At 54.2% G+C, this 24,651-nt stretch carries 15 protein-coding genes; 11 read left to right on the top strand and 4 right to left on the bottom strand.

All coding sequences use genetic code 11. The features are described 5' to 3' along the window. Nucleotides 1-328: 328 nt before the first annotated feature. Nucleotides 329-11,458, bottom strand: coding sequence for a PKD domain-containing protein (locus LRS06_RS21950; protein ID WP_257873623.1), 11,130 nt, complete (start codon nucleotides 11,456-11,458; stop codon nucleotides 329-331). Nucleotides 11,459-11,792: 334 nt separating this feature from the next. On the opposite strand from LRS06_RS21950, the gene LRS06_RS21945 reads away from it, so the two are divergent. From LRS06_RS21945 to LRS06_RS21930, 4 genes are read left to right on the top strand one after another with little or no spacing between them, the layout of a single operon-like run. Next, the gene (locus LRS06_RS21945; protein WP_257873543.1) at nucleotides 11,793-12,065 is read left to right on the top strand and encodes a transposase; all 273 of its coding nucleotides are present in this window, start codon (nucleotides 11,793-11,795) and stop codon (nucleotides 12,063-12,065) included. A 44-nt stretch (nucleotides 12,066-12,109) separates the two neighbouring features. Then, entirely contained in the window at nucleotides 12,110-12,523 is a 414-nt protein-coding gene (locus tag LRS06_RS21940) for a hypothetical protein (RefSeq protein ID WP_257873542.1), read from the top strand. 42 nt (nucleotides 12,524-12,565) lie between these two features. Beyond that, a complete protein-coding gene (locus LRS06_RS21935) occupies nucleotides 12,566-12,730 on the top strand; it encodes a hypothetical protein (RefSeq protein WP_257873541.1) in 165 nt (54 codons plus the stop codon). Further along, nucleotides 12,705-12,941 carry an integrase core domain-containing protein gene (locus LRS06_RS21930; RefSeq protein WP_257873540.1) on the top strand — a complete coding sequence of 79 codons (237 nt, stop codon included), beginning with the start codon at nucleotides 12,705-12,707 and terminating at the stop codon, nucleotides 12,939-12,941. The genes LRS06_RS21935 and LRS06_RS21930 overlap by 26 nt, the downstream gene beginning before the upstream one ends. An 825-nt stretch (nucleotides 12,942-13,766) precedes the next feature. On the opposite strand, the gene LRS06_RS21925 is transcribed toward LRS06_RS21930, so the two are convergent. After that, nucleotides 13,767-14,102, bottom strand: coding sequence for a hypothetical protein (locus tag LRS06_RS21925; RefSeq protein ID WP_257873539.1), 336 nt, complete (start codon nucleotides 14,100-14,102; stop codon nucleotides 13,767-13,769). Between the two features lie 510 nt (nucleotides 14,103-14,612). Continuing rightward, nucleotides 14,613-15,743, bottom strand: a complete 1,131-nt coding sequence (locus LRS06_RS21920; protein ID WP_257873538.1) for a hypothetical protein — start codon at nucleotides 15,741-15,743, stop codon at nucleotides 14,613-14,615. Between the two features lie 603 nt (nucleotides 15,744-16,346). Between LRS06_RS21920 and LRS06_RS21915 the strand changes: the two genes are divergently transcribed. The 7 genes from LRS06_RS21915 (at nucleotide 16,347) to LRS06_RS21885 (ending at nucleotide 23,987) form a co-directional block, all read left to right on the top strand. Next, the gene (locus tag LRS06_RS21915; RefSeq protein ID WP_257873537.1) at nucleotides 16,347-17,249 is read left to right on the top strand and encodes an Abi family protein; all 903 of its coding nucleotides are present in this window, start codon (nucleotides 16,347-16,349) and stop codon (nucleotides 17,247-17,249) included. Nucleotides 17,250-18,785: 1,536 nt separating this feature from the next. Further along, entirely contained in the window at nucleotides 18,786-19,028 is a 243-nt protein-coding gene (locus LRS06_RS21910; RefSeq protein ID WP_257873536.1) for a hypothetical protein, read from the top strand. 92 nt (nucleotides 19,029-19,120) lie between these two features. Continuing rightward, nucleotides 19,121-19,681 carry a hypothetical protein gene (locus LRS06_RS21905; RefSeq protein ID WP_257873535.1) on the top strand — a complete coding sequence of 187 codons (561 nt, stop codon included), beginning with the start codon at nucleotides 19,121-19,123 and terminating at the stop codon, nucleotides 19,679-19,681. 368 nt (nucleotides 19,682-20,049) lie between these two features. Next, nucleotides 20,050-20,931, top strand: a complete 882-nt coding sequence (locus tag LRS06_RS21900) for a DUF2971 domain-containing protein (protein WP_257873534.1) — start codon at nucleotides 20,050-20,052, stop codon at nucleotides 20,929-20,931. A 363-nt stretch (nucleotides 20,932-21,294) separates the two neighbouring features. Further along, a complete protein-coding gene (locus tag LRS06_RS21895; RefSeq protein WP_257873533.1) occupies nucleotides 21,295-21,777 on the top strand; it encodes a hypothetical protein in 483 nt (160 codons plus the stop codon). A 36-nt stretch (nucleotides 21,778-21,813) separates the two neighbouring features. After that, nucleotides 21,814-22,113 (top strand): hypothetical protein, encoded by a 300-nt coding sequence (locus LRS06_RS21890; protein ID WP_257873532.1) that lies wholly within the window; start codon nucleotides 21,814-21,816, stop codon nucleotides 22,111-22,113. Nucleotides 22,114-22,247: 134 nt separating this feature from the next. Further along, nucleotides 22,248-23,987 carry a DUF4942 domain-containing protein gene (locus LRS06_RS21885; RefSeq protein WP_257873531.1) on the top strand — a complete coding sequence of 580 codons (1,740 nt, stop codon included), beginning with the start codon at nucleotides 22,248-22,250 and terminating at the stop codon, nucleotides 23,985-23,987. 35 nt (nucleotides 23,988-24,022) lie between these two features. Here the strand turns inward: LRS06_RS21885 and LRS06_RS21880 are convergent, their stop codons facing one another. After that, nucleotides 24,023-24,643: a hypothetical protein gene (locus LRS06_RS21880; RefSeq protein WP_257873530.1), complete on the bottom strand. Its 621-nt coding sequence runs from the start codon at nucleotides 24,641-24,643 to the stop codon at nucleotides 24,023-24,025. Between the last annotated feature and the right edge of the window lie 8 nt (nucleotides 24,644-24,651).

The following is a 24,651-nucleotide window of genomic DNA, read 5'->3' as shown; positions in this document are numbered from 1 at the left end:
AACAGAGTAAGTTAAACCCGTGAACGACGCTTGCGCAAGGTGTTTAGGCCGTAGGCTACACCCCCCGGTCAGCAGTAGAGACGCACCACCATCAATCGGCACAGCCGTGGGATCCGGATCCGGTGTGGGGCCACCCTCCACAGGGTCACCCTGCGCAAACAGCGGAGAAGAAAAACTGATTGCTAGCAGCAGGAATGTGCTACCCAAGAAAGAGCGGAGGATCAAGCGGAGAGAGGTCATAAAAACGGGAGGAAAGAGAAGCTGATAAGCAAGTAAAACATATAGCACAGTCATTTATGGCGACTGCGCTATATGTTTAAAAAGGAGGCTAACGGTTGAGCACGATTTTGTGGGAAACCACTTGGTTACCGGAAGTAATCCGCACCACATATACACCTATGGCAAGCTGTGAGCCATCTATTGGAATATGCTGCTGTATTCCGGTAGTCGTAACTGAGCGCGCCAGTACTCGCTGACCGAGGGCATTGAGCAACTCTAGATGCACGCGGCCCTGATACTGGTTGAGCTCTATTGTGAAGTGGCCAGTAGTAGGGTTCGGATATATGTGTACCTGCTGAACGTTAGCTCCCGCTTTGGTAGGCGTAGGCACTAAAACAGGATTGAAGTGCAGGAAGAAGCGGCCCTCCGCCTCTTCTGAGGAGGTGAAGGAATAAGCCGGGGTACTGCGCAAATCCTGCCACACGTTCAGGTGCCGGTCCTCGAGCAAAATTTGCGTGGTGCTGGCAAAGTTTACTAGCTGGGTAGCATCCAGTGTATGAGCAGTAGCTGGCGTAGCCCGCACGCCTAATGGTACTACCAATGACTGCTGCAATGGACCCTGGCCATTGATGGACAAGAGCTTCTGCGCTGCTACGCTGTATAGGTTGGGGCTGCCATCTGTGTTCAGAACCTTATAGGCATCGAAGGCGGCATCAACCTCAGGCGTGGCTCCCTGCTCGAAGTACAGATACGTCGCATCCGTGCGCTGCTGCCCGTCGTGCAGGCTCAGCTCTAGCAAAGGCCGACTTTCGCCGCCACGGTGCATCCCCGGGTTCTGATAAGACGTCAGGCGGCAGGCATCCGTGAAGTTGAAGGTAACTGGCTGGGTGCCCTGCATGCGAACCAGGAAGCCCTGCATAGCAGGAATGATGTTGGCTCCTTTAGGCCCGACGCCATTCACGTAGCTCACATACGAACCGGCGTACGCGGTGCTCGAACGGAAGGTGTAGATGGCATTGTACATGCCGGCTGGGACCGTCACTAAATCCCAGTTAATGGGAGCCGGGTAGGGGTTACCCAGCAGGTGCCAGCCTGAGTTGCTTAGTCCACCATTTGTCAGGGTATTAACCGGCACGGTTCCCGTAGTCAGGGTGCCTTCCAGCGCTACTTTCTCCTGGGCGCTGATATTGACTGAATACCCCTTACCTGGTACCAAGGCATCGGTCAGAGCTGTCGGCGACTTCCAGCCCACGGAAAAGTCAGGGTATTTAGTCGTGATGCGCGTTTCTTCGAAGCCGAGCACCGTCGGGAAAATGGAGGCGGGCATATACGGGCGCGGCAGCTTGTTATAGTCTGGGTTCACTTTTGGTATAAAGCCACTGGTGGTCAGGTCGGATACCGTCGTATTCACCACTGGAGAAGAAAGGTGACGGTAGCCCACACCTGGGTTGGATGGGCTGATGTAGCGCTGCATGGCGGCTTTACCAACTACAACGCCGCCAGCGTTGATAACCATAGCGGTGGTCTTGGCATCGGAGAGTAATGTAAACGACTGATTGCTGGTAACCACATTGCCGCGCAATGTGAGCAAGCGAGCCACAGTGGTCGTTCCCGTCAATTCTGCTCCGGTGGCTTCCACCGTCAGGTTCGAGAAGGGCGTAGTTGCGCTGCCGCCAACTTTCTGGCGGGCCGTGCCCGTCAACCGCACTTCACCTTTCTCCGCGCTGTTAAATAAGCCGTTATTGATGAAGTCGCCTTTCAGCTCCAGCACCCCGTTATCTAGCACGGTAAGCTTGGCGTTCTGGGCCAGCGTAACCTGCTTTACTGCCTGCAGCGAGCTGATGGCGGGCGAGTAGGGCGTACCAGCCGGAATCAGGACCGTGGTTGCAACCGTGGGTATCTGGTTGTTGCTCCAGTTGGAGGCGGTGGCCCAGGCTGTCGACGTCAGTCCTGTCCACATTAGGCTAGCAGCTGTCACAGTTACGGAAACGGAGCTGGTAGCCGTACAGCTGCTGTTGGTGGCTGTGACAGTGTACTGCTGAATTCCTGTGGCTGTGGGTACTGCCGAAACGGAGCTGCCGCTGGTTTGCAGCAGACCCTGACCACTCCAGGTGTAGGTAGTCCCGCTTACTGGGCTAGCTACACTCAGCGTAGTGCTGCTGCCCAGCATCAGGGAGGTAGGAGAGGCCTGAGCAGCTACAGCCAGTGCCGGGTTTACCGTTACCGTTACCGTAGCGGTGCTGGTGCAGCCGCTGGCATTCCTACCCGTAACTATATAAGTTGTCGTGGCAGTGGGTGAAGCCGTTACGGTAGCACCGCTGGTTGTGCTCAACCCGGTGGCCGGCGACCAGCTATAGGTGCTGGCGCCCGTTGCTTTCAGACTAGTGGAAGAGCCTACGCAGATGCTGGGGGATATTGCGCTGGCAGTTACTACCGGCACGGGATTAATAGTGGCCGTAGCACTCACCCGGCTGCTGGGGCATCCCTGCGTTGAAGTGGCCTGCACATAGTAGGTAGTCGTAGCGCTCAGGGAATGCGTGACGAAGCTTGCGTTGGTGCTCAGTATGGTGGTGCTGTTGGCCGTGGCGTACCAGGCGTAGGTACCGCTAGAGCCACTGGCTTTCAACGTAACCGTGCCAGCACCACAGCGCGAAGCACCCGTAGCAACCGGGACACTGAGTACTGGATTAACCGTCACCTGCTGTGTCGCTGTGCCCTGACATCCGCTGTTATTGGTGTAGCGGTAGGTAATAGTGTGTATGCCTGGTCCTGCCGTGCTTGGCGAAAACTGATTGCCATTGACAATGCCTGTGCCGCTGAACGTGCCACCAGCAGGAGTGCCTGCTAGAGTTGCATTGCCTGCTGTAGCGCAATACGTGGTATTCAAGCCCGTAAAGCTGATGTTGGACAGGTTCGAGACCGTTACTACTACCTCATCCGAAGCTTGCTGGCCATAGGCATCTTCTACCGTCACGCTGTAGATGCCAGCCGAGGTGACGGTAATGGAAGCCGTAGTAGCCCCGGTGCTCCACTTATAGGATTTGAAGCCTGCAGCCGCCGACAGTGTTTTGCTCTGGCCTTCGCACATCGTCACATCGGCACCCAGGTTTACCGTGGGTTCCAGCGCCAGTTGCACGGTTACAGCAGCCGAGGTAGCCTGGCACCCATTTTTATCGGTTACCGTCACCGTGTAGGTGCCTGGCGTCGAAATCACCACTTCCTGGTAGGGCTGCCCATCAGACCAGCGGTAGGACGTAAATCCATCATTAGCCTTCAGGGTTGTCTTCGATCCTTTTACAATGATAATGGTCCCGGTAGGCGTGGTCGTAACCACGGGGGCCGGATATACCGTCACCATCGTAGCACTGGTGGTGCTGCAGCCGGTGCTGCCAGTGGTCGTCAGCTCTACCTTATAAGTACCAGCTTTGGCATAAGTGTGCGTAGGATGCTGCGCCGTGGAGGTCTGGCCATCCCCAAACTTCCAGCTGTAGCTCATGGTACCCGAGCCAATGGTGCTGGTATTGGTAAACGTGATGCCCGAGCCGAAGCAGGAGTTGCTCGCCGTGAAGGCCGCCTGGGGCGTTTCAATTACCGTCACAGCTTTGCTAATAGCGCTGTAGCAACCTTCTTTGGAGTAAGCCCGCATCGTCACGGTGTAGGTACCGGACTTAGCATAAGCATGGATTGGGCTTTTCACCGAGGCGGAGTCCCCATCCCCAAACAACCACTCATACCGAGAAATGCTGCCTGTGCTGATGCTGGCCGAACCAGAGAACTTTACAGGCTGGTTTGCGCAGTCCGTTACGTAGGTGAAGTTCACACTGGGGCTCGGCTTCTTGTAGCGGTCAATGCGCAGTGTGTCGTTGTTGATGTTGTCATCGTTGGCATCCACCAGCCAGATCTTGAAGCTATACACCCCATCTGTACCCAAATCCTGAGGCTGCTTGAAGGTGTAAGCAATATCATTGTCTGTGCTACCCGGAATGACATCCGTATAGATGGTGCCTTTGTTGACCTGATAGGCCACCTTCAGATTGAGGAGTGGAATATCCCCGTACTGAGCAATGTTCACCGTCACCGGCTCACTGCTGCCCAGGTTGCAGTCCAGCGTTGGGCTTACCAGGCGGGTAATGCCGAAGTCTACCGTAAACTCATCCCCCCCTACGTCGGGTGCGGAACCGTTACGTAACTCTCCATCAATATCCAAGGTTATACCATCCGCCGGAATACCTGCACCGTTTATTTCACGTTGTAAAGGTCGTAGTTCGGTATTCGATTGATAAAAAGGATTTGATGATTTTGAGTTAGGGTCTGCTTTTGTTACCTGTTGCCAAGAGGAAAGGGTATTATAAGCCGTGCCGTTGAAGGATCCAAGTTTGCCGTTGGCGGCGAAGTAGTCGTTGTAATCCCAGTCCCAGATTTTTTTCTCAGGGGCATAGGCATAGACCGCTCGGCCGGTGCCGGTATTGGCAAAAATGTTGTTTTTAACTACCGCTTTGTTGGTGATGCCGAAGCTATAGTAACTGTAATGGTTGTAGGCTGTTCCTGTGCCGGTAACTAGCACGGAGTTAAAGAGAATACGCGTGTCATTGCCGTAGTTGGTGATGCCGCCGTCTGTGGCCTGAACGAAGTTGTTGGCTACCAGTCCATCAGCCGCCTCCAGGTTGATCCCATTGGTGGTGCCACTGATTCGGTTGGCCAGCAATTGAGCTTGGGTATGGGTCAGGTTATAATTGGCGTCCCGTGCCAGCAGATAGATGCCTGTGCCAGGCTGGTCATTGGTAGTGACAGCGGCTAGGGTGATGGTATTGTAGCGTACTAGGGTCTTGCTGTTATGGCGTAAGGTTAGATAAATACCGTTTTGTCCACTAACCTGGTTGCTGTCAATAATGGACTCACTGTTCGCTGCCAGGGCTAGATTCATGCCCGTGCCGGTTTGGCGGATTGTGTTGCCCACTAAATGTACATTGCTGGATGGGGCATATATTTGGTCATAATAAGGGTAGTCTCGTTGGATCTGAGCTGAATCAGCATGAACGCCGATGTGGCCTCCTGTGAGCGTATTATGTTCCATCCAGACACTGTCACTACCGGATATCTGCACATTGGCACTGCTATAATAGCTGTATCCCGAATACACAGGCTGGGTAAGCGTGTTTTTCTGCAGGGCGATGCGTTTGCTGGTAAGCACGCTCACCACTGTGCCGTAAGAGCTACTGTTCTTGAGCGTATTTGACACAAAGGTCACATCTTCGCTCTGCTCAATAGTTACAGGCAAAGAATACGAGCCTGTCGCAGGCGTCGTATTCTGCTCGACCTGGGCTGTACGTACCTTGCTCAGACGTAAGCTGCCTTGTAATTGGTTTTGCTGAACCATTAACCGCTTTCCGCTGATAGTCAGCGAGCCAGTAACTTTATTACGTCGCACGGTCAGCACGGAGTCGCGGTAGCTCAACGAGCCGAGGCTGGCATAGCCCAATATGTTGCTCTCCACCCGGGCGTAGTGCATCGGATAGTAAAGAGCTTGCCCAGTTGCTTGCTGATAATAAGCACCTCCATACATATATAATGAGCCAAGGTTGAGCTTGCGCACCGTGATGTAAGAGTTGCCACGAATCGTGAGACCATCTATACTTACGCGGGTACTGTCCCCGCTTTCGGACTCGAAGGTGAGTGTATTCACTTTCGAATTGCCAGCCACTGTATCTAACTGTACACTCTCCTTGTATAGGCCGTTACGCAGTCGAAAGGTTACCGCGCAGGTCTGCCCGGCTACATTCAAGGCTGTAACGGCTTCCTTAACCGTCGTAAAATCCGGGTTAGTGCCCCCCACTGTGTATATACCACACATGGGAGTAGCTAAATCCTTAACAATAATAGTGTCATTGGCAGCTTGGCAGGCTAGCTGCCCATTAGGCGTGTTAGCCCAGGCTTTCACAGAATAATATTTTCCGCCAACGAAATTGTAGCTTCCGATAGAAATAGTAGCATTAGCTGACCCCGTGAGTGAGCCGGTCCAAGAATAGGGCTTCTGTGTTACACCATTCACCTGCCACTGCACTACGGCCGAACTCATTGAAGTCGTGCTTTGGTTTTGCAGCACAACTTGGATATTCCGGTTACCAATGGGGAGTTGCTGTGGTAGATCTACAAAAGCGTTCAAGCCGACGTCAGGTGTGCATGGGGTATACTCTTGAGCACCAATGTCGGCAGCACTGCCCCGGGTTACTCCATCAATATCTTTAGGAAACTCAGTGAGAGATATGCCAGCGTTGCGCAGCAGAATCTGGCTGATGCCAGGCGCGGTTTTGCTGATAAAATATGGGTTCACGGCTTGGCTGTGTGCATCCATATTGGTTGCCTGCTGCCACTCCTTCAGCGTAGAGTAGGTTTTGTCGAACGTTCCAAGTTTACCACTAGCAGCAAAATAGTCGTTGAAGTCCCAATCCCAGGTTTTGTTTTGGGGAGCATAGACGTAGATAGCTTGGCCCGCACCGGTATTCGCGAACACATTATTCTTGACTACAGCTTTGTTGCTCACACCGTAGCTATAGTATGCTTGGTGATTGTAGGCGGTGCCTGCGCCGGTAACTAACACAGAGTTGAAGAGGATACGCGTATCGTTACCGTAGTTAGTAATACCGCCATTTGTGGCCTGCACGAAGTTGTTGGCCACTAGGCCGTCAGCTGCAGACAGCGTAATACCGGTGCTTGCGCCGCTGATTCTGTTAGCTAGTACTTGCGTTTGGGCACTAATTGGGTTATAATTTGTGTCTCGGGCACTAAGACTAATGCCAGTACCTGCCGAATAATTGGTGGTACTTTTTAGCTTAAGGGTATTATAACGCACCAACGCTTTACTGTTGTGCCTCAGGGAGAGTTCGATGCCACTTTGTCCACTTACCTGATTACTGTCAATGACGGCCCCGCTATTTTCCCAGAGGTTGAGGCTGATGGCGGTGCCACTGGCCGCCTGGGTAATGGTATTGTTCTTGACCACCAGCTGGCTGACACTGCGGTACGTGTTGCGATAAGTAGACGTTCCTGTTTCGCTGTCATACTCACTGCTAGCACTTACCACGGCGGAATCGGCCCGTACTCCATAGCCACCTCCAGCCATGGTGAGTTGGTTGCCTTCTATTCGTACCGTGTCACTGGCCGAGAGCTGCACGGCTGCCAAGTAGGAATAGTTGTTGTTGCTGCTGCCATCCTGGGGAGGGGGAACAACGGCATTGGCTACGGCCCGCGGGAAGACGTTATTGAGCAGCTCCACGCGCCGGCTGCCCGTCACGCCCACGCTGGTGGCGGCTGTTGTGTTGTTGGAGCGGTTCTTTACCAGGCTAACCCGTAAGCTTCTCTCCACTGCGACTCCCCGGTTGAGCTCATTGTCCTCCACGCGGGCATCTGCCGTCTCGCGCACGGTAAGTTCCTGGAGCACATTGCCTGTAATCTGCACATTGCGGGTTGAAATACGGGTGTAGTCGAAAGGGCTACTACTGCCGTAGTAATAGTTATTCGTGCCTACATAGAGAGTGCCCAGGGTATTCTTGGTGGCCACAATCTGGCGGCCACTTAGATAAGCCGATCCTGGATACGAGGTCGTGGTGCCACGCGTGCGCAGCAAGCTCAGCACCGAGTCGACCTGCAATGAGAGACTGCCATAGGTTGTTGCTGTACCTACCTGGCAGCTTTCTACCCGCAGATGGTGGGCGCTTTTCTTGGTGCCAAACTGATAAGCATTCGCATTCCCTACCGATAACTGCCCTACGCGCAGTTTGCGCACGGTCAGGTAGGCCGTGCCGTAGGCCGTTATTCCCTTCACTTGCACCCGGGTGCTATCCCCACTCTCGGATTCAAGGGTGATGGAGTTCGAGGCACTCGTGTTGCCGGCTACGGGTGATAGTGTGGCCGACTCATCATAAATGCCATTGCGCAGCCGCAGGGTCACGGCGCAGGTCTGTCCGCCCACGCTCAGCGCGGTCAGTGCTTCGCTCACGGTAGGGAAGTCTGGCGCTGTGCCCCCTACTGTGTATACCCCGCACATGGGCGCTGCCAAATCCTTAACAGTTATAGTATCGTTGGCTGTGCTGCAGGCCGGTTGCCCATTAGGGTGATTCGCCCACGCTTTAATCGTGTAGTAGCGCCCCCCACGAAACTCATAGTTGCCGACAGTCACCACCGCATTGGCTGCGCCAGCCAGCGAACCTCTCCAAGTATAGACAGGCTGCATTACACCGTTGACCTGCCAGTATACCGTGGCCGAAGTCATAGCTGTTAAGCTCTGGTTTTGTAGTAGCACCTGTATTGGCTTACTGCCAGTAGGCAGGGGATTTTGCAACCCAACAAATGCATCTAGTCCTACATCTGGAGTGCAGGGCGTATATACTTTGGCGCCCATGTCAGGCACTGCCGCGCGCGTTACCTCATCAATATCTTTTCCTAACCCAGCTACTGCTACACCAGAGGCACGCAGCGCAATGTGGTTTATGGACAGATCAGTGCGGGAGGTGAAGCGTGGGTTTACATTTTTGGAATGGGAGTCCAAGCTGCTGGTTTGTTGCCATGCAGCCAGAGTCGCTTGGGTATTGACTAACTTACCAGAAGCTGCGAAGTAGTCGTTGTAGTCCCAGTCCCATGCTCGCTGGGTGTCCAGGCTCACTGTGGCGGATACACCGGTTCCTGTGTTAACAAACAAGTTGTTCTTAACCGTGGCTGTATTTACACCTGAGCCACCGGAATAGGTGCTATAGTAGTTATTGGAAAAATTGAAGCTAGGCTCGCTACCAGTAACTAGCACCGAGTTAAAGATGATGCGATTATTGTTGCCAGTGCAGTTCAGACCAGTTCTTGATGCCTGCACGAAGTTGTTGGCAATGGTACCACTGTTATCAGTAATGCTCATGCCGCTACCAGCCCCGCTAATCCGGTTGTTTAGTACCTGGACTTGGCCACTTCCTGGTATCCAACTATATTGATTGAAGGGATTCTGGGACTGAATCAGCAGACCTGTTCCGGCATAAGGCGTGCTATCATAGTAACCGTAGCGTAAGGCCAAAATGCGTAAAGAATTGCCCTGGACTAGTGGACGAAGACTAGTTTTGGTAGTTGGCCGTAGATAAAGCTCAATGCCATTCTGCGCCGCGATGGAATTGTTTTGCACAATAACTCCGCTATTTTCCCAGAGGTTGAGGCTGATGGCGGTGCCACTGGCCGCCTGGGTAATGGTATTGTTCTTGACCACCAGCTGGCTGACACTGCGGTACGTGTTGCGATAAGTAGACGTTCCTGTTTCGCTGTCATACTCACTGCTAGCACTTACCACGGCGGAATCGGCCCGTACTCCATAGCCACCTCCAGCCATGGTGAGTTGGTTGCCTTCTATTCGTACCGTGTCACTGGCCGAGAGCTGCACGGCTGCCAAGTAGGAATAGTTGTTGTTGCTGCTGCCATCCTGGGGAGGGGGAACAACGGCATTGGCTACGGCCCGCGGGAAGACGTTATTGAGCAGCTCCACGCGCCGGCTGCCCGTCACGCCCACGCTGGTGGCGGCTGTTGTGTTGTTGGAGCGGTTCTTTACCAGGCTAACCCGTAAGCTTCTCTCCACTGCGACTCCCCGGTTGAGCTCATTGTCCTCCACGCGGGCATCTGCCGTCTCGCGCACGGTAAGTTCCTGGAGCACATTGCCTGTAATCTGCACATTGCGGGTTGAAATACGGGTGTAGTCGAAAGGGCTACTACTGCCGTAGTAATAGTTATTCGTGCCTACATAGAGAGTGCCCAGGGTATTCTTGGTGGCCACAATCTGGCGGCCACTTAGATAAGCCGATCCTGGATACGAGGTCGTGGTGCCACGCGTGCGCAGCAAGCTCAGCACCGAGTCGACCTGCAATGAGAGACTGCCATAGGTTGTTGCTGTACCTACCTGGCAGCTTTCTACCCGCAGATGGTGGGCGCTTTTCTTGGTGCCAAACTGATAAGCATTCGCATTCCCTACCGATAACTGCCCTACGCGCAGTTTGCGCACGGTCAGGTAGGCCGTGCCGTAGGCCGTTATTCCCTTCACTTGCACCCGGGTGCTATCCCCACTCTCGGATTCAAGGGTGATGGAGTTCGAGGCACTCGTGTTGCCGGCTACGGGTGATAGTGTGGCCGACTCATCATAAATGCCATTGCGCAGCCGCAGGGTCACGGCGCAGGTCTGTCCGCCCACGCTCAGCGCGGTCAGTGCTTCGCTCACGGTAGGGAAGTCTGGTGCTGTGCCCCCTACTGTGTATACCCCGCACATGGGGTCGTATGCATATAAGGTGGTCTTAATAGTATCATTAAATGCATTCGGATCAATCTTGCCATTAGGATTGCTCTGCCACACTTTTAGTTTGACAGGTTTACCCATAGGGAAGTTATAGCTACCAATTTGTATATCATTAGCCGATGCCCCGAGGGATAAAGCACCTGTCCAGTTATAATTTGGCTGTACTACATTATTTATTGCCCAGCCAATGGTGGTGTTAGTGAGAAGAGTAGCTCCAAAATTGGTTAATCTTATCTGGATAGGCCTTACACCTGATCTGAAAGGCATTGATGGTCCTTCTAGAGCACTAATACCGGCATCAAGTGACAAGGGAGCATATACTCTTATGTTATCAACCGCCCAATAGTGGGAGCTATTGCCCTCCCAGCGAAACCGTATTTTGGCGGCCGATGCTCCTCGCACATAGCTAGAAATATTATATACCTCACTTTGGGGATTAGCTGTGCTATCGGAATACGAAGCCACAAATTGCCAGATGAAACCGTTGTAGACTTCCACAGTCCCAGTACCGCCTTTGCCACCCGCAAAAAAATGGTCAAAGTACAGTATTGTATTTTGGCTTACAGAGGCATCAAAGAAGCGAGTCTCCAGTGTAGATGTCTCCTTTTTACCATCTGGAGAGTAATTTTCACTGTCAAAAATGGCGAAGCTGCCGGAGAAAGGGTAGTTGATATTCCGCCCTCCGGGGTTATCGAAGTGCCACTTATCGGTGGCAGGCCCGGAACCGGCACTGTTGAGCCAGCCGGTAGGCGGCGTAGTGCCCGAGGCGGAGGAAAAGTCTTCGTTCAGGATATAGGTCTGAGCAAAGGTGCGGCCCGTATCTCCCAGAATGAGAAACAAGCACAACAGCAAAGCCCGGTGCCAGGACCGGGTAGCAGTAAATTGACCAACAAAGGAATAATTAACCGCGCGTAGGGGTGTCACCATAGATAAAATGGCAAGTGGGATGAAACACAAGAAATTGCAAGAGGGCAGAGTACTATCTAGCCAGCTACTAGAAGATAATTAGCTACTCACTAATAGTATACTAGTACACGTAGGTATAGGACAATGACTATACAAAGCACAGTGTTTTATCTGACTTAAACAACTTCCTAAAGTTATATCTAACAAGTCTCTTTAACGCCGCAAGACTTTATGCAGGTGCTCAACCTGCTACCGCGTATCAGGCAGTAGTCGATAGCTCGACTTGCGGTACTGGACGGCATCTTGGGGTGGTCTAGCTGAAACGGACAGCGCGAAGTCTTAACTTCCGCTGCCCATGAACGAAAAATTGAATCCTAGTGGGTTGCTCACCACCCGCAAGAAATACACGCCCGCCTTTAAGGGCGAGTGCGTGCGCCAAGTGGCCGCCGGTGCTCGGCAAACGGACGTGGCCCGCGCCCAAGGCATTTCGCCGGCCTTGCTTGGCCGTTGGCAGCGCCAGGCGCTGGAACAGGCCGTGCCCAGCAGCGCGGAGCGCGACGAAGTCAAACGGATACGCGCCGAACTCAAGCGCGTGGAAATGGAGCGCGATATGTTAAAAAAGTCGTGACCAGTTGCCTGCTATAGACGTAGGATCTCCCAACCGCCTCAGTCATGAGCCGCTACGCGTTTGTTCAGGCCTGTACGGAGCCCTGGCCCGTGCAAGTGCTCTGCCGCGTGCTCGGCGTCAGCTGCGCTGGTTATTACCAGTGGCGGAGCCGTCCCCAGCCCACACCCGCCCCGTGGCAGGTGGCCGCACCCGCTGCCTTCACCCGCCACGCCCGGCGCTACGGCACCCGCCGTCTGCGGGCGGAATTGCGCGCCGTGGGGCGCTATGCGCTGCGCTCCTGGCTGCACCGGCACGGACTGCGGGCGCTGAGCACCCGTCCCCAACGGCCCCGCACGACCGTGGCTGCCCCCGCCACCGTGGTAGCCGAAAACCAGTTACTGGGCCAGCCGGCTCCCACCGCCCCGAACCAGGTCTGGGTCGGCGACATCACCTACTTGCCCCTGCTGGGCGGACGCTGATGCTACTTAGCCACTTGGCGTGATACCTGCTCGCGCCGGGTCGTGGGCTGGCACCTGGCCGCGCAGATGCCCACCGAACTCGTGTTGCTGGCCTTGGAACAAGCCTTGACGTTACGCCAACCCGCGCCGGGTTTGATTATTCACGCCGACCCCGGCAGCCAATATACCAGCGCCGCCTGCCGTGCCCAGCTTCAGTCGGCCCGGTAATCCGTACGACAACGCCCAGGCCGAAGCCGGCTGGAGCACGCTCAAAACCGAACTGTCGCCCGGTGGCAGCCCTTTTGCCTCCCTCGAAGAAGCTCGCCTCGAAGTAGCCCACTACCTCGATACGTACTTCAACCTGGACCGCCGTCACTCCGCTCTGGGCTATCGCGCGCCCCACCAATTCGAACACGACCTGAAAACCATCCTATCTTAGCTCACTGTCTGTTTTTACTGGACCACCCCAATCGGTAGCCTTTGAACTTTCGCTCTGCGTCTAAAATGTGTATCTCCTGGCCATCAGGAGTAAAAGCAAAGTCGCATTCAACGGCCATTGGAGAAGACCCTGTTAGAGATAAAGCTACCTAGCATCATCTAGCGCGAACAGTGCTATTTTAAAATCAGGCGGTTAGGCCAAATTTTTTCCTAAGACGCCCTCTCTCGCTGGCATAGTCCCACTCGACTAGCAGGAAATTCTTTGGCTGCAAGCCCACTTGCAAGCCTGCCTCCAACCATCGCGGCTGCGTAGCCCGGATTCGGTCTTTTTTTAGGCGTTTGAGTTCGGCAAACACAATGGTTTCGCCATTCCAACCCACTACATCCCAACACCCAGCGTAGCTGTTGCCGTTGGCCAACGCGATCTTTTCAGCAAGCCCTGAATCCTGAGGTCCGTGATTGGCTCCTGTTGCTGGCCGGCCAGCCCGGCATCGGCCCACGTCGTGAAGTGGTGAGGCGTCATCGCGCCGGCCCCGTAGGTTTCCACCCAAAGAATTTCCTGCCAGCCGGATAGCCGGACTAGCTCGTACACGCAGAGTTCCTCAAAAACCGGCCGGCCACCAAAGTCAATCAGCGGTTTGTTGCCGAAGGTGTTGTTGAGGGGGGCACCGGCCCACCGTCATAGCTGCAGTTCAACTTTTGGCACGGTCAGTTCCCGGCCCGCGCACATCAGGGCTTCCGTTGTAGTCGGCCTTAACAGGCTGGGATAAGTTAAGCTCATAGAAGGTGTCAGGATTTCGGTCAAACTATAAGTCCTTAGTGGAGTTTAGTCTTTACGCCAACGACGGGCGGGTCGGGGCTTTCCTACCCACATGCCATATTCCTTCCGCAAGAGCTGCAGCGCCTCCTGGTCAAACACCATGTCAAAGTAAGGGTCAAACTTCAGCAACCGACCAAGCAACACCGGTTTGTCGCCGGGAGCATCCTGCCGGTCGATGATGAGTGCCTCCACCGTCCGCGGTTCTAGGGTATTGTGCAGACCCAACGCAACGATTGCTAATCCCTCCTTGGTTTTGCCTAAAAACAGCGGGGTATTGAACCAGGTATTTTCCTCTGAGCGCGACTTACGGTAGTTGGGGTATGGCGTATCGAAGCTGGTCATAGAAGGGCAATAAGAAGGAAACGATGCTGTACTGTCCGGCTGGCTCCTTAAATTTACCATGCTCGTAGGAGCGCCCCGAAAGTCCGACGCGCTGTTATGGTGCGGCGGGCTTTCTTTTCCATTTTAGCTCAAGGCCTGCCGTGCCCAATAGGGAGCATTACTGCTGGGCTTATTCCGGTTACTTGGAACAAAAAGAGCCGCCCTTTCGAGCGGCTCTTTCAATCTGTTGGTACCTGCTGTTGCGCGTCTACCCCGCGTTTCAGTGGTATAACATGCCACAAGTATACTTCTGCCACTTTTACGCCTAGCAGGAGGGCCTAGCTCACCCTCAGCCGGTACACCGCTGGGCGGGATAATCACCACTTCGTAGCGGTCAGGGCTGTATTCGGCGAGATGCGGTTTTGGGCCGCTACCATGGTTTCCTCGGTACTGCTTACGCCCGATACGGTGGCATTAGAGCTTGGACCGGGACTATCAAAATACACTTTCATAATGGATGATAGAACTGATTTACTTCTGCACTGTGCGCCAGGTGTCATACCCCTCAAGCCGACGGTACTTAAGAATTGGCTTGCTCACTTCCCGCGCTGCAATCGGTATAAACTCACCGCAATCATTGTCATTGGAACCGCGGACCGTTATTTGGGCCATCACTTTTTGCTCTAAATACTGAAGCTCGTATTCTCCGTTTGGACGCTCAGCCAAAAGCCACTCAAAATTGACCATCCCTTTTACCTTCGATTGCAGTTCAGGAGCAGCGGTCGAGGTAACTTCCAAGCGAATACCTTTCTTCTTCACGATGAAGGATGCTACCATCGTTTCGGGCGAACTGGTTTTAGTAGCTGAGAATACCATCGTGGTAGAGGATTTCACGCTGAAGGTGTCCCGGCCTACGGCGATACGGCCAGGCCTAAACTTCAGCAGCGTTTCCAACGTGGATTCGTTGTAACCAGCATAGCTAGGGTTCTTCACAACTACTGCCCCGGTTTCATCGATCATCAGGAGAGCACTAAAGTGAGTGGCTTTAGTATTGGTGTAAAACGCTAGTAGGTCCTGAGGCTCGCCGGTGAAGTGATAGCAAGTGCTTAGGTCCGAAGATGGAAACACATAGCCGTTTTTAATCTGTTCCTCTAACTCTGCTTTTTGCGCTGCGCGGGCACTTACCAGCGCGCTTTGTCGCATTTTCTCCGCTGCAACCCTCTCCGTCGCAGTTAAGGTCGTGGTCGTAATGAACAGCGTTCGACGGACGTGAAGCTTTACGGTGGCTTCCCAATCATCATCATACTGAATCTGCTGACGGCTTACCATCTGGTCGGTATCAAGCTCCGATTTGAACACAACTAGGCGCGAGGTTCCACTGTGGTACGTGGTCTTGTCAGTAGTTGCTTCTATCCGCGTTATCGGCTTCACCACGTCGGGACGAGCTGCGCCCCGCTGCAGGGTAATGGAAAAGTTGGACTTGGAGATAACAATCTTACCACCGCCGTACTGTTGCCCCCCATTTCGATACAGTCCCATGCCGTTGCGCACGGGAACGCGCAAATCCAAAATATTCGAATTCCAGAGCATAATGGTGTAGGTGCGCTGAGCGGTTGCAACCAAAGGCAGCACCAAAGCGCAGATTAGTAGCAGTAGCTTCATAAAAGCAAAATCAGTGAGGGCAAGCCGGTAAAGCTAGTAGGTTCGAGTTGATAGAAAAAAGCGGGAAGCGTTACTGGACTACCTGGAAATAAGCAACCTGCGCTTGAAACGTAGCCGTCGGTAACTGCTAATCGGTAACTGCTAATACAATGAAAACATGTGGGCTGTCGGGGAAAACGGATTAGCTGAGTAGGTATGCTCAGGCTCAATAGCCCCCGCTACATCAAGCGGGGTGCCTCCCATTGTAAGGTCCGGTTTTTTAAGCCCACAATGTTGGTGTAAGTGAACTCCTACGTTTCACAAAATGGCTTCAAATCGACCCATCCAAACATTGCAAGTGGCCCTGCACGTAAGTTAGCGTATTTGCGTAGGGAGCCATCAAAAACAGGGGTTCTGGCACCATTAGCGCAATATCTTGTGAAAAATCCCTTTCTAAGGAGAATTTTTCACAAGATATTGCGTACATTTGTGTCATTAATCCTTCGCACGCCACTGACTCAAGCGCATCTGCGAAGCTATTTTTAACGACATCACGGCGCCTCTGGCTTAACTGCTAGGGGCGTTGCTGTTTCCTAACCTTTGGCCGCTGCCGCCTCTCGCTGCATGAACTACTACACGAAACAGCCCCAAACAAGCGAGGCGCTCATTCAACTACTTCAAAGCCGAGGCCTATTGATTCCGGACCACGCACGGGCCATTAAGTACTTGGAAAGCATCGGGTACTACCGTCTTAGCGGCTACATGTACCCCTTGCAGGTGCCCGGCAAGTTGCATCACTTTGTGGAAGGTACAAGTTTCGATGATGTTGTGTGCATGTACAAATTCGATAAGCGCCTGCGGGCAATCGTTATGGAGTATATGGAACGTATTGAAGTAGCCTTGAGGGCCAAATTGACTAACTATTATAGCGCGGTCCACGGCTTCTTTTGGTACGCCGATGCTTCCTTATTCAGTGATAAGTCGACAGCAACAGCTATCCTCTACGGCATTCAGGAAGACTTTAAGCTACCCAAAGAACAGTTTCTGAGGGCATTTAAAAACAATTACCCGAGGGAGCCACTCCCGCCGTCGCAGATGGCGTTGGAAACTTTGTCGCTGGGGGAGTTGGCCCGCTTGTACAAAGCGCTCACCACTGACCCCATAAAATTGCAAATCGCCTCGGATTTCCGCGTAGCCGCTTCCTCGCTGGAGACCTGGTTTGTTTGGTTAACCAATGTGCGCAACGTATGTGCGCACCACTCCCGGCTCTGGAACCGAAACATGTCCGCGCTACGCCCGAACATGCCTTCGCGCAAGGCCTATAAGTTTGCGGTATCGATGCCCGATGATGCCAACACGAATATGTACGGCGTCGTGGCGCTAATGCATCGGCTGCTTAAGTCCTTCAATCCGAACAACACTTTTGCCATCCAGGTCGAGGCGCTGATTCAACTCCATAGGGTGGACGCGACGCTCATGGGATTTCCGCCAGTTTGGCAAACCGCCGCGGTTTGGCACCACGAATAAGGTAAAACGGTGATAATAAACACGGACGTATTGTGAGGCACTGGCCTGATAAAACCTGTATATATTAGTAGTCCGGGGGTGATATACATCAAGGTGATGCCGTATAAGCCACTATGTTAATGATTCATCATGTGAGCGGCCGGTGCGCAAGCCAGCAGTTTCGCAAAAACGGCAATAGCTGCGGCCGGGCCAAGTACCAGTGCAGGTGTTGCGACCATCAAGGCTATTTTTAGCCAGCGACGCGGGCTCGGGCCACACGCTACGCCCAAGTGGAATGCTGCTGGCGGAACGCGTCTAGCAACGCGCGATTGTGCGTTTGACTGGTGTCTCGCGCATGACGGTGGCCAAGCTGGCAAAAAAAGTGCACACCACACTGCGCCTTCTGCCTCAGCCCAACTGGCCCTGCTTGCTAGAACTTGACGAGATGTGAACGTTTGTGGGACGTAAGCGGCGAAAATTCTGGCTAGGGCTGGCCGTATAGCGCCGCACTCGACGCATTGTCGCTTGGATGCTGGGCTGGCGTGGAACGGCTACGCCTTGCAGTTCACGTTAGAGCAGGAGCTGTGCAAAAGAATAGCGGCGTGATGCCTAGAAAAAATGGCTTATAAAAAGTGGTTTTAATATTGAAAAACGGCCCTCGGCGAAACCGGAGCCGTCTTTTGCCTATAATAAGCACCGAAAAAGGCCCAAATTACTCTACTGCAATGCTCATTTCCTTACCCATGCTGAGCACTGCGGCCGAATTATTCATGATGGGCAGCCTAACCAGCAGCACCCGCGGCGAGGCCAGCACAGGCCTGGGTATCGCCATCCGAGCCACCGGCAACGGACACAGTCTCGAACTGAATGGTCGAGCATTTCAGGCTGGAAGCCGACCCAGAGTCGGTGGCCCATACCTTGACACCTTGCTATATTAGCCTAACCAAGGCATTGCATCCAGGGCCTTTGAGGTGCGGCTACCAGGTAAAAATGCCCGCATCATCTTCTGCAATACCCTGGAAGAAGTTATCGCCGTGCTGGCCTCGCCGAGGAAGTAGCCTGCCTTACCCAAGCCATGCACTACGGGGCACTGGACGAGAAGCGCTGGCGGGGCTCCTTTGGCATCGTCGGCCAGTTGGCCTACTTGAGCAGCGGAAGGAAGCGGCCTGCCCCCCGCTTTGCCGTAGGCCAGACAATCAGCACCTTTTCTCCCCTAAGCGCCTACCAGGTCGAAGGTATTCAACTTTTATGCGATGTGTATAATCGGCGCGGGTTTGGGCCACTGGGCGAATGGCACTACCTGGTTGGCTGCCCACACAGTGCTTACCCAATAGCGGAAACTAACGCCGCCGCCGTGCCCCCTGACCTGCTCAAAGCCAGACCTAAGGCAGCTTGCTGACTCCCCTTTGCCGGCAGGGCACCAGGGAGTCAGGCCAGCTCAAATAAAAGACATAGCAACTAAATTTAGTTGCTATGTTTGAGGCGTGGCCGGTATTCAGCCTCCGCGTAAGCCGAAAAGCGAGTAGAGTAGGCATCTGTATTTTCTCTTTCGATACCATGAAAAAAAAATTCACAAACATCCTGCACTCTGTGCGCCAAAAGGGTAAAAAGGTAGCCGTGGTGGGCGCTTTGTCCGCCGGCATGATGGTGGCCGTAGCGCCAGCGAACAAGGCGGAGGCTAAGTGGTTTGGCACTGCCGTAGAGTGTGACGGCTTCGGCGACGCCCGCAGCGTAACCCGCTTCTTCGGCATTGCCATTTCCGAAGGCGGTACGGTTCCTAACTCGGCCATGTGCCAGTAACCATAGCCATTGTAGTAGTAAAAAAGGTCAATACCGGGTAGCGATGCCCGGTATTGCTTTTGTTTCCGACCTTGTAGGTTCACAAAGCTATTATGCTCGCAGCTCTGCTCCTTTTTAGCGGTTCGTTGCTTACCAGCAACCCCGACTCTATCAAGCCCATCGCCCCGCAAACCTTAGCTGGCGTAACTATTCGACCAGGTCAGGAAGTCACCGTTACGCCCTTTGGGGAGAAGGTTAAACCCCTACGTACGTACTACCTGATTGCAGGCACTAACATTGCCGTACAACTGCCGGCCAGCACCAGAGGTACCCTCCGTCGCATTCAGATCCAGCTGAAGCCAACGGACGTGCGCGCCGGGCGCCTGCGCGTGCAGCTGCTGGCCGCTCCGGAAGGAATTGTCAGCACAGTACCGGAAGAAGCCCAGCTACTGCCGGCACCGATTTACGTTACCCCACAACAGATTAAAGAAGCCCCTAAGGGCTTGCTGACGCTGGATGTAACGGAGTATAATATCCCTATGCCGAACGGCGGCGTTTTCGTCCTGGTAGAAGGGCTGGGCTCCCCCCAGGGCACCGAATTATGTGGCCATGACGATGCCAGCGAAAGGCTCGGGAGCTGCCACGGTCGTGACGGGTGGCGACGACGGCTATGAAACAACCAGGCTAACGGAGTGGGCAGAGCTGGAGCTGGCCACCTCCAACACCGAGCCCCGAACGTGGATAAAAGGTACCGACGGCCGCGGCTGGACGTTGCGCAAGCCTCGGGAGGACCCTAAGAAAGTAATCAACAGCCGCGTTTCCGTGGTAGTAGCAAAGGATTAAACTAGCCTGTAGAGCCTGACATTAGTCAATTGAATGAAAGCCCTCTGGCTGCGTAGCCAGGGGGCTTTCGATTTTAATCAGACATGACTTTCAAAGTTCCTCTCGCTGTTCCTCGCTCTGCCAGAACGTCCGAAACGGTTTTTGCCAGTAGGTTGGCTTTATAATAGCTCTGGCAGGATCACACCATTTCCTTTCATATATGAATCCGTTTGACCTTGAACAGCACATCCGAAACAACCGACGCCTGGACGTGCTCAAAAACTTCGAGCACAAAACGCTACAGGAGTTAAAGCCCGAGTATATCGATAACAACGTCTTGAACGTGGACCTGGACACGCCCATTTACCGGCTGTTCAACGAGGAGTACTTCTACCAGATGCTGGAGCAGCAGCAGCTGACGTTGGTGCGCACCAGCTGCTGGCAAGACCCCTTCGAGAATTTCCTGCTGGGCGCCCGGTGGGAGACGGTCAACGGTACGCCCATCAACGTGGCCTCGACCCGCGATCGGTACTACGGCCAGTGCTGGACGTTGCGAAAGGAATGCGACGGGATGTGGCGCAATTACCGAGGCGCCCGCAAGGACAAGGACGGACCGGAGCCATTCGCCTTCAAGGTAGCCACGACGGTGCGGAAGCTGATGGATCAATTCTACAACATTTCCGAGCAGTTTCACGAGTTGAGCTACTTCATGGGCAAAGTCCAGTACTGTACGGATGAGCAAATCCAGCAGTTCTTTTCCGAGCCCGAACACATGAACACGGCGGCGCACCAGGCAAACCTGCGGTACACCGAAACACTATTCATCAAACGCATGCCGTTCAGCTACGAAGAAGAAGTGCGGTTGATCTACAGCGACAACCTGGAAAGCACGCGGCACGCGGTTGACAAAGGAAAGTTGTACCCCGTGCTAATTGACGCCAACACGCTCTACGATTTCATTGAGTTGGACCCGTGGATGAAAGAGCCAGAGCGTGAAGCGGCGGAGGCAAGGATAAAAGCGGCGGGCTACGGCGGCCTCATAACCCAATCTGGTCTGTACACCAATCCCAACTTCGTTGTGAAACTGGCGGTAAACTTCTAGCCACCTCCATCCGGCAAAAGCCCTGGTCTGACAAGGCCGGGGCTTTTGGTTTTTCTAGAGGGCTGCAGGGCTGATAAAAAGCCTTTATATTGCATATAAATAGCAACAAAATAGGCCTTAAAGCGTTAAAATAGCACAACGCAAGCTTTCCTGAATGCCTCTTCACCACCCGCTCGACTTCATCCAGCCCGAGGAGCCGGGCATGATCAAATTTAACGGCACGCCCATCGGCGGATGCTTGGCGGACGCGGAGCAGGCCCTACGCGGCCGTTATGCGCTGGTCAGCTACGAGCGGCCGGACCAGCTGCGCCTCGTGCTGGAGGTGTGCCGGGGTTTCGTGCTCGACAATGGCGCCTTTAGCCAGTGGCGCAGAACGACGCCTACCTGGGCCGCTGGCCCCAGCACCTGCCGGGCGTGCCGGTGTACCACATGCACCAGTCCTTGGACCGGCTGTTGTGGCTGGCCCAGAACTACGAAACGGTAGCGCTCGGCGGTGGCATCGGTTACGAGGTGCTGAAAAGCCGGGGCTGGTGGCAGCGCATCCGAGAAATGATGGATGTGATAACCGACGAGCACGGCCGGCCACTGTGCCGGCTACACGGCCTGCGGATGCTCGACCCCAAGGTGTTCACCGTGCTGCCGCTTACTTCGGGTGACTCCACTAATGTGGCCCGCAACAGCGGCCAGGTAGCTTGGTTTACAGGCACCACTGCCAAAACGCGCGGCGACCGGGCCTGCCTGATTGCCGACCGCATCGAAGCCTATGATTCGGCCCGCAGCTGGCGCCGCAATGGCCGGCAGATCTCTTTGTTCGGTTCTTTCCCCAGCGTCGCGCAGGCGGCCTGATTTTGCCTCTTTTCTTCACTTCAACCCCACACCATTATGCGCCATTCACGCATTCCCCACGCCAGCTTTACCTACGAGTTCAGCTGTGACAACATTCTGCAGATCATCGACGAGGACCAGGGCAAGACTGTCACCAACGATATCGATTACGTGCTGAGCGAAATCAGCCGGGAAGAAAACCGCCCACTTAGCGGATGCACGGTGATATACCGCGACTCTATGGGCTTCTGGGACGGAGTAGCACTTACGGCTTCCGGACAATTCTCGAACTTCTACTCCGTGCGTGAAACCAACCAGGAAAAGGCCCTGCAGAAGGTGCGTGGTACTATTACGTGACAAGGGGCAGTAGGAGTAGAAATGCACAAAGGGGCCAAATGAGGCCCTTTTTGGTGGACAAATGGCAACATGCTACTCTCTTTAGCGTATATATTTAGCAACAAAGGCATCGTGCACTAATCCCCTTAGCACCTATGTTCAACGCTGAATTTTTCCCCTCGACACCGGCCGTAATCGAACGCATGTTGCAGCCGTGGCTGGCCCAGCCTCGCGACACCGCCCGCGGCATGCGGGGCTACCATCAGTCGGACCTACTGAAAATGACGGTTTGCGACTCCAGCGCCGGCAGCGGGGCAATTCTGGATTGGATTGATGAGCACCTGCGCCGCACCCATGACGGACATTGGAACAGCTACAGCAAGCACCTGTACGCGTGTGAAATCGACCAGGAATTAAAGGCCATGCTTCAGGGCAAAAACTACAAAGTCATTGCGGATGATTTCCTGGAGTACACCGGGGATCACCAATTCGACTTAATTGTCATGAATCCTCCCTTCAGCTGCGCCGATAAGCACATTCTGCACGCGTTCAAGACGGTAGCGCCCGGGGGCCACGTGGTTTCCATCCTGAACTCGGAAACGATCAATAACCCGTTCACCGAAACACGCCAGCTGCTGGCCAAGCTTATTGCGGACTACGGTACGGCCCCCGTCGAGGAGCTGGGGCAGGTATTCCTGGCGGAAGACGCCGAGCGCAAAACCGACGTGCACGTTTCCCTAATCCGTCTGCAGCGCCCAGCCGAACGCGACCCGCTCAATTTTGATTTCCACAGCCACCGTACGACCTACGACGGCCCGGACCTGAGCGAGGAAATGTTTAAGGATGCCGTAATGGTGAACGATGTAATCGGCAATATGATGGTCGGCTACGAGCAGGCAAAACAGGCCTTCGTAGAGTATATGCGGGCCCGCAGTGCCCTGCAGTTTTACGGTGCCGGGCTGGTGAACTATCAGCGGGATATTCTGGACGTGGCCAACGAGGCCCTTGCCAGCAGCGAAAACCAGCGGGCGAGGTACAATGAGTTCAGCGACAGTCTGAATCAAAGCGCCTGGCACGTGGTGCTGGACAAACTAAATATCCAGAAGTATATGACGCACCAGGTCCGGCAGGACTTCGCCAAATATGGTCGCGCGCAGGGCTACATGCAGTTCAATAAGGAGAACGTGGCTAGCTTGGTCGAGATGGTATTTGAGAATCGAGGTACCATCCTTGAAAAGGCCGTGGTAGCCGTGTTCGACATTTTTACCAGCTATTACAAGGAAAACCGTTGCCACGTGGAAGGCTGGAAAACCAATGACCGGTATAAGGTAAATCGCAAGATCATACTCCCGAGCTGGGTACGCTGGGACGACTGGAGCACACCGCGCGACCTGAAAACCTACGGCAGCCGCTTTGCCATGAACTACCATCTGTACGATCAATATAATGATATAGATAAAGTGCTCTGCTATTTAACCGGCGAGGACTATGATAAATGCTATACCATCCGCCAGGCCCTGGAAACGCGCTTTAACCGTCTAGGAAAGGTTTACCCCGGCGAACAGTTCGACAGCGAATGCGAAAGCCAGTTCTTTAACCTGCGCTTCTTTAAAAAGGGCACCCTGCACCTTGAATTCAAAGACGAAATGCTGTGGCAGGAATTCAATTTGCGGGCCTGCGCGGGTAAAATGTGGTTGCCGGAGCCGGAAATGAAGGCTTACCGTGAACGGAAACGCAGTCCGTTTGACCCGGCATCAGCCGAGGCCGAGCCCCTGCCGAAACTAAGGGCCCTCGAAGCCCCATCCAAAGAAACCGCCCCCGCTCAGGAGCAGCCAACCGTACGCCGGCTGGCCGGGCCGGGCGTGCAGCTTAATTGGCTGGACGCGGCGGCCTAGCGGGTGCAGGGCCACCGCATTGAGCGGTGGCCCTGTTAGAGGTCGGCGGCGCCGCCCTCGTTGGCGAGAGGCTTAACCACGTCCGCTGTGGCCACCTTATCACTTAATGTCAGGTAGCCGCGCTTACCTTCCTTGCCGTTTTCGTGATAGGACCCGACGACTTTTTCACCAATCCACCAGTACCAGCGGCCCGGTAGTCCAGGCCGTTTATCCAATACTGGTTCCCCATACAGCCCCATCGCTGCGTTGAGCAGCTTATCAGTGTTGTCGCCAAGGACAGTCAGCGTTACACGGGCCAACTTATCGTTATGGAAGCCATAGGTTATGGCGTGCAGCTCGGCAGTGCCTACCTGCAGCTTTTCCTTCCCAGGCTCTTTCTGGTAATCCTTAAGGGTTAAATTTTCCCGGCCGGGCAACTCGACCAGATCCGGAATGCTGGCGCGGTCCTGGCCGAAGCTCAGCTCCCGAAAACCGTTTTTCTCATCAATCATTGGGGTGACCACCAAGCTGCCGGCAGCGGGTCCGGTAGCGGCTTGCGTTTGGTCCGCTTCAGCAGAAGGGGAACTGCAGCCGGCAGCTGCTAATGATAAAAACAAGAGGTAGCATTTCATAGCCATGTTCAGGAAGTGCTGGAAGATGAGCGCGTGTGGATTCACAAATAAGC

Source organism: Hymenobacter sp. J193 (assembly GCF_024700075.1).
Lineage (GTDB): Bacteria > Bacteroidota > Bacteroidia > Cytophagales > Hymenobacteraceae > Hymenobacter.
This window is presented reverse-complemented; position numbering and strand designations above follow the sequence as displayed.

Bases quoted from the DNA above. Each gene is read 5' to 3' on its own strand.
- LRS06_RS21950 (WP_257873623.1), bottom strand. From the start codon at position 11,458: ATGGTGACACCCCTACGCGCGGTTAATTATTCCTTTGTTGGTCAATTT.
- LRS06_RS21945 (WP_257873543.1), top strand. From the start codon at position 11,793: ATGAACGAAAAATTGAATCCTAGTGGGTTGCTCACCACCCGCAAGAAA.
- LRS06_RS21940 (WP_257873542.1), top strand. From the start codon at position 12,110: ATGAGCCGCTACGCGTTTGTTCAGGCCTGTACGGAGCCCTGGCCCGTG.
- LRS06_RS21925 (WP_257873539.1), bottom strand. From the start codon at position 14,102: ATGACCAGCTTCGATACGCCATACCCCAACTACCGTAAGTCGCGCTCA.
- LRS06_RS21920 (WP_257873538.1), bottom strand. From the start codon at position 15,743: ATGAAGCTACTGCTACTAATCTGCGCTTTGGTGCTGCCTTTGGTTGCA.
- LRS06_RS21915 (WP_257873537.1), top strand. From the start codon at position 16,347: ATGAACTACTACACGAAACAGCCCCAAACAAGCGAGGCGCTCATTCAA.
- LRS06_RS21910 (WP_257873536.1), top strand. From the start codon at position 18,786: ATGAAAAAAAAATTCACAAACATCCTGCACTCTGTGCGCCAAAAGGGT.
- LRS06_RS21905 (WP_257873535.1), top strand. From the start codon at position 19,121: ATGCTCGCAGCTCTGCTCCTTTTTAGCGGTTCGTTGCTTACCAGCAAC.
- LRS06_RS21900 (WP_257873534.1), top strand. From the start codon at position 20,050: ATGAATCCGTTTGACCTTGAACAGCACATCCGAAACAACCGACGCCTG.
- LRS06_RS21890 (WP_257873532.1), top strand. From the start codon at position 21,814: ATGCGCCATTCACGCATTCCCCACGCCAGCTTTACCTACGAGTTCAGC.
- LRS06_RS21885 (WP_257873531.1), top strand. From the start codon at position 22,248: ATGTTCAACGCTGAATTTTTCCCCTCGACACCGGCCGTAATCGAACGC.